At 35.3% G+C, this 6,000-nt stretch carries 4 protein-coding genes; 3 read left to right on the top strand and 1 reads right to left on the bottom strand.

Annotation, left to right across the window (positions count from 1 at the left end; genetic code table 11):
• From M0D21_RS17345 to M0D21_RS17335, 3 genes are all read left to right on the top strand, one after another.
• On the top strand, positions 1-948 hold a 948-nt coding region (locus M0D21_RS17345), incomplete at its 5' end, for a hypothetical protein (RefSeq protein ID WP_248331896.1).
• Between the two features lie 85 nt (positions 949-1,033).
• A complete protein-coding gene (locus tag M0D21_RS17340) occupies positions 1,034-3,448 on the top strand; it encodes a hypothetical protein (RefSeq protein ID WP_248331894.1) in 2,415 nt (804 codons plus the stop codon).
• A gap of 97 nt (positions 3,449-3,545) precedes the next feature.
• Entirely contained in the window at positions 3,546-5,672 is a 2,127-nt protein-coding gene (locus M0D21_RS17335; RefSeq protein ID WP_248331892.1) for a Tex family protein, read from the top strand.
• Between the two features lie 52 nt (positions 5,673-5,724).
• Here M0D21_RS17335 and M0D21_RS17330 read toward each other — a convergent pair whose 3' ends face one another.
• On the bottom strand, positions 5,725-5,913 hold the full coding sequence (locus M0D21_RS17330; RefSeq protein ID WP_317250580.1) for a twin-arginine translocase TatA/TatE family subunit: 189 nt from the start codon (positions 5,911-5,913) through the stop codon (positions 5,725-5,727).
• Positions 5,914-6,000 lie beyond the last annotated feature (87 nt).

The raw sequence follows: 6,000 nt of genomic DNA, 5'->3' as shown, positions 1-6,000 counted from the left end.
ATTGGTAATGGAGGTCGAATGATCGATGTAGACAAAAAAGATCAAAGTTTTATGATTAATTCAGTATTTCTAAACAAGAATGATACATTACGATTATCTACGATTCGTTCCAATGGTAGTATGGCCCGGTCTAATATGCATATAAATATTCAGAAGAACAGCATTAAAAAGCCATTCAACAGTGATATTCCTGATTTGATTATAAATGAGAACAGATCAACGAGATTAAAACAGGTAGAGATTCCTCAGAGTTTTATGACTGATGATATACAGGCACTAGACGAGGTGGTGATTAAAACAGAAAAAGAAAAGGAAGAAATTCTAGATGATGTATTTGTTCCTGTACGTTTTAAACAACACGCCAAGAAGATAACTGAGAAAGAAGCAAGGAATTATCTAAGTATATTAGATTATATACGTAGTCAAGGGTATATCGTAACTAAAACTTCTGACAGTTATAGAATAATTCAACAGGTGTCTAAAGCGCCACCTGAAATCTATGTAAACGACATTCTTATATCAGATTACGATATATTGGGAAATCTTGAGAGCATAGATGTTAATCGAATTTTGATTGATAACCGAGGAGTGGTAACTGGGCTTCGAGGTAATGGAACCATATTAATTTATACTAGAGTAAAACCTTTGTCTGGGTATGCCAAAAAGAAAGAAAGTAAACATATTATAAAAAAAATCGTAGATAATGGTTTTGAACCGGTTAAAGAGTTTTATAACCCTAAGTATCCTGATTTTACAGGTGAATTATTTAAGCGATATGGCACCATACATTGGTTACCAGATTTGTATATAAACCAGGGATCTGGTGCAACTACTTTTAAAGTACCAGACTTACCTATAAAAGACATAAAGTTTTTTATAGAAGGCATGGGTAGTGATGGCAGTTTGATATCTAATGAAGTTACCCTTAAAAACATCGACTCTAATTAAATTTGAATTACTATAAAATTTGCTACTTTAGCGTAGCCTGCCCATTTGAAATAATTACTATTTACTAAACAACCCCCTATAAACAATGAAGATTCGCTTACTTTTAGTCACGGTATGGTTTTGTATTTTTTCAGGATTTTCACAAATACCTTCAGATGTTTCTCCCAATGAAGCCGTAGGAAGATATTTTAAGATTCCTCGAGAGACGGTGTATTTACATTTAAACAAAAGTACCTATTTACCTCAAGAAGAAATTTGGTTTAAGGCTTACGTTTTTGATCGCAAGAACGGATTACCCTCTTTGGCCACTACCAATTTTAATGTGGAGCTGTTTGATGCTTCTGGTAATGAGTTGTATAGCGGTTTATTTCTAGGGTCTGAAGGACACGCAAAAGGCAATATTGAGATAGATGCTAGTTGGGGTGCAGGTGAATACTATATTCGGGTATCTACCAATTGGATGAACAACTTTATTGAAGATGATTCTTTTGTAGCTAGATTTAAAGTCTTAGATGTGGGTCCTGTTCCACAGCCAACAGAGAAGGAGTTAAGTTATGATTTACAGGTGTTACCTGAAGGGGGCCATTTAGTATCCGAAATCGAAAACACCCTGGCAACCAAACTCATTGATAAGAAAGGGCAGAGCGTAATATTCAATAAAGGTATTATTTTAGATAGCAATGGCAACGAAGTTACAACGTTTACCTCTAATAAATTCGGACTAGCAAAATTCACTATGGTTCCCAAGGCGGGTATGACCTATACAGCCAAAGTTTTTTTGGATGAAGAGCAAGAAGTGGAGGCATCACTTCCTAAAACGCAGAGCAAAGGCATGGTGATGCAAGTTGATAATCAATCTAATGAGGTTTTGAAAATAAAACTATCGATTCATTCGTCAACCCGGCTTACACTTCAGAACCAGTTGTATTACTTGCTTGTACATCAAAATCAAAAATCAAAGATTGTTCCTGTAAGTTTTCCTGAAGATAAATTAGAGAGTGAAATTGTAATCGATAGATCAGAACTATATGCAGGGGTAAACACCTTAACGGTATTCAACAAAAACACACCAGTTTTGGAACGTTTGGTTTTTAATACCACCAATCAGATTACTCATAATGTTAGGGTAACTGCATTAAATAAGAAAAAGGATTCATTAATCATGAGTATAAATCTTCCCAAGAAGAACAAAGTAACCTATGATTTAAGTATTTCGGTATTACCAGAAGAAACCAAGGGATATGCTCACCATCATAACATGGTTTCTACAATGCTGTTAAGACCATATGTACAAGGTGTTATAGAGAATGCAAGCTATTACTTTGAGGATAGTGATGAAGAGAGACAAGAAAATTTAGATATATTGTTACTCGCTCAAGGGTGGAGTCGTTATAGTTGGAATAATATTTTTAATCATGAACCTAAGGTGCTATACGATTTTAATCGAGGGTTGGTGCTTAGAGGTAGAATACAAAGCTCTAGAGGGTCTAATGTTGAGAAGGTGTATTTATTTCCTTCAGGAACTAATCAGGGAAAGGTAATAGATATTAACCAGACAGATAATAGTTTTGTGGTGAATACATTGTTTTTAAAGAAAGATGATCGATTACGTTTTTCTTCTATTCGATCCAATGGTAGTATGGCAAGGTCTAATATGTATTTGAAGGTACAAACCAATAGATTCAAAAAGCCATTTGAGATTGAATTGCCAGATGTCATAGACATGAGCGAATCTGGAGTATTGAGTCAGGTAGAAGTACCAGAGAATTTTTTTGCAAACAATGTAGAACAACTGGAACAAGTGGTGCTTACAGGAGAAAAGAAAGAAACGCTTGAAGACGCATTTATTCCAGAAAGATTTAAGAGGTATGCCAAGAAAATCACCCTAGAAGACACTAGAAAATATCCAAACATACTGGATTATATAGCAACGCAGGGGTTTAGAGTAAAATATGGAACGGGATTAGCTAGTGTTGTAGATGGCCAGATAAAAGAAGATGGGCGCGTACAAATATTACCTATTAATGCTAGAACTTATAATGGTTCGGGAACCGAAGTATATATTGATGATGTACGTGTATCGGACTATGAAATATTATTTAACTTACAAAGTGCTGATATTGATAGAATTTTGGTTGATAAAAATGGTTCAATATCAGGGTTAAATGGAACAGGAACTATTCTAATATATACTAGAAAAATCCCATTACAAGGATATAAGAACTCAAAACCCAGCCCTTTTATTACTGAGCATATTATTAATAAAGGTTTTGAGGCTATAAAAGAGGTGTATACTCCTGCGTTTGTAGATTACTATATTCCTGCTTTCAAAAGTTATGGTGCGATTCACTGGTTACCAGATATAAAAGTTGATTCAAGCACAGGGTCTAGTACCTTCAAAATACCAAACACCCCTTTTGAGAACATAAAGTTTTTTGTAGAAGGAGCTGGTAGTGATGGTAGTTTGATATCTAAAGTAGAGACCGTGCAGGTAGATTAATAATTTGCAACAGCTACAAATTGTAGAAAACTTTCTTCAGGATATAAAATAAACTGTTCATTTTGGCATTATATTTAGCGATTCTAAACATAAATAAATGAACACAGTTTCCTTTATCGCGAAGCATATTCCTGTTTCAGAAAAACAGATTGCCAAAACCGTTGCGCTTTTAGAAGATGGTGCCACGATACCCTTTATTTCAAGATATCGAAAAGAAGTAACTGGTGACCTTGACGAAATTGCTATTGGTGAGATTGTAAAATATAAAACTACTTTTGAAGCTCTTGAAAAGAGAAAAGAAAGTGTACTAAGCACTATTCGGGAGCAGGAGGCGTTAACGCCAGAATTAGAACGTAAAATTCTTGCTGCAGAAACCCTTACCCAAGTAGAGGACTTGTATCTGCCCTATAAGAAAAAACGAAAAACCAAAGCTACAGTAGCCAAAGAATTGGGACTGGAACCCTTGGCAAAAGTAATTTTAAAACAACAGGAAGAAGAGATCCTTTATGTCGCCTCACAATATCTTATTGATGCGGTAAAGAATGAAGAAATGGCATTGCAAGGGGCAAGAGACATTATTGCAGAATGGATTAATGAGAATGAAAAAGTTCGAAATAGGTTAAGAAGATTATATCAAAGAAAGGCCAGTATTTCTTCAACCGTTATTAAGGCAAAAAAGGAAGAGGAAGAAGCGCAGAAATATCAGCAATATTTTGAATGGGAAGAACCGTTGCATAAATGTCCTTCGCATCGCTTACTGGCAATTTTAAGAGCAGAAAACGAAAAAATTGTCAGAGTAAAAATTACAGTAACAGAAGATGAAGCTTTAGATATCATTGATGGGGTTATGATTAAAACCAATGTAGAAGCTTGTACAGATCACATGTTTCTGGCGATATCTGATGCATATAAAAGATTACTCGCCCCTGCTATAGCAACTGAAGTATTAAATCAAGCCAAAGAAAAAGCAGATGACAATGCGATTAAAGTATTTGCCCAGAACTTAAAACAATTGTTGTTGGCATCTCCTTTGGGGCAAAAAAGGATTTTGGCTTTAGATCCAGGATTTAAGTCAGGGTGTAAGGTAGTGTGCTTAGATGAGCAAGGAGATTTGCTGCATAATGAAAATATATATCCGCACCCGCCGCAACGAGAAACCACTTCGGCAATTAAGAAAATACGGTCCTTGGTAAATGCATATAAAATAGAAGCTATTGGTATAGGAAATGGTACAGCCGCTAGGGAAACAGAGGCTTTTATCAAGAAAATACCTTTCGAAAGTACTATTCAGGTATTTATGGTGAATGAAAGTGGAGCTTCTGTATATTCTGCTTCCAAAATTGCTCGTGCCGAGTTTCCTAACTACGATGTTACCGTAAGAGGTGCTGTCTCAATAGGGAGACGATTAGCAGATCCTCTTGCAGAGCTGGTAAAAATTGATCCCAAAGCTATTGGAGTTGGACAATATCAACACGATGTCGATCAGTCGAAACTAAAAAGTGAATTAGACACCGTGGTAATGAGTTGTGTAAACAGTGTAGGAATTAATGTAAATACAGCCAGTGTTCCACTACTTAGTTATGTGTCGGGTATTGGTGAAAAATTAGCAGAAAATATTGTAGCATTTCGTTCAGAAAATGGAGCGCTAACTTCTCGGGAAGATCTAAAAAAAGTTCCGCGATTGGGAGGAAAAGCTTTTGAACAAGCAGCAGCATTTCTTAGAATAACAAACCCCCAACATCCTTTAGACAACTCGGCGGTGCACCCTGAACGATATAAATTGGTGTCGAAAATGGCAAAAGATGCAGGAGTTCCCTTAGGTGAGTTAATTGGGAATAAGACTGCAATTTCAAAAATAAAATTACAAAGTTATATTAGCGAGGAGGTAGGATTACCAACGCTAACAGACATTGTAAAAGAATTAGAAAAACCTGGGGTAGATCCTAGAAAGAAAGTTACTGTTTTTGAATTCGATCCAAATGTAAAAACGATTGATGATGTAAAATCTGGAATGAAATTACCAGGAATAGTAAATAACATTACCAATTTTGGGTGTTTTGTAGATATTGGAATTAAAGAAAGTGGGTTAATTCATATCTCAAAGCTTGCCAACGAATATATAAGTGATGTGAATGCTGTGGTACAACTGCATCAACACCTTATGGTAACGGTTATTGATGTAGACCTGCAAAGAAAACGAATACAACTATCATTAATAGACTAAACAAAAAACCAACTCAATTTGAGTTGGTTTTTTTATAGTATGATTCCAAAAATTAGTTTTTCTCATCTATTTTAGGATCTTCATCTTCCTTTGAAGCATCCTTGAATTCTTTAATTCCACTTCCTAAACCTCTCATTAATTCAGGGATTTTCTTTCCTCCAAATAAAAGCAAAACGATGACCACAATAAGGGCTATTTGCCAAGGGCCTACCAGCCCTAAAAATATACTTGATGATATCATGATATTAATTATTAGACTACAAATTTAACAAGAAATGATTAAACAGGCATCATTTAAGCAATCTTTAACGGCTTGGGATAGATTTAT

Source organism: Aquimarina acroporae (assembly GCF_023195925.1).
Taxonomy (GTDB): domain Bacteria; phylum Bacteroidota; class Bacteroidia; order Flavobacteriales; family Flavobacteriaceae; genus Aquimarina; species Aquimarina acroporae.
The sequence above is the reverse complement of the archived record's forward strand: the minus strand, read 5'-3'. Positions and strand labels throughout refer to the sequence as shown.

Coding starts and splice junctions, on each gene's coding strand:
- M0D21_RS17340 (WP_248331894.1), top strand. CDS start 1,034: ATGAAGATTCGCTTACTTTTAGTCACGGTATGGTTTTGTATTTTTTCA.
- M0D21_RS17335 (WP_248331892.1), top strand. CDS start 3,546: ATGAACACAGTTTCCTTTATCGCGAAGCATATTCCTGTTTCAGAAAAA.
- M0D21_RS17330 (WP_317250580.1), bottom strand. CDS start 5,913: ATGATATCATCAAGTATATTTTTAGGGCTGGTAGGCCCTTGGCAAATA.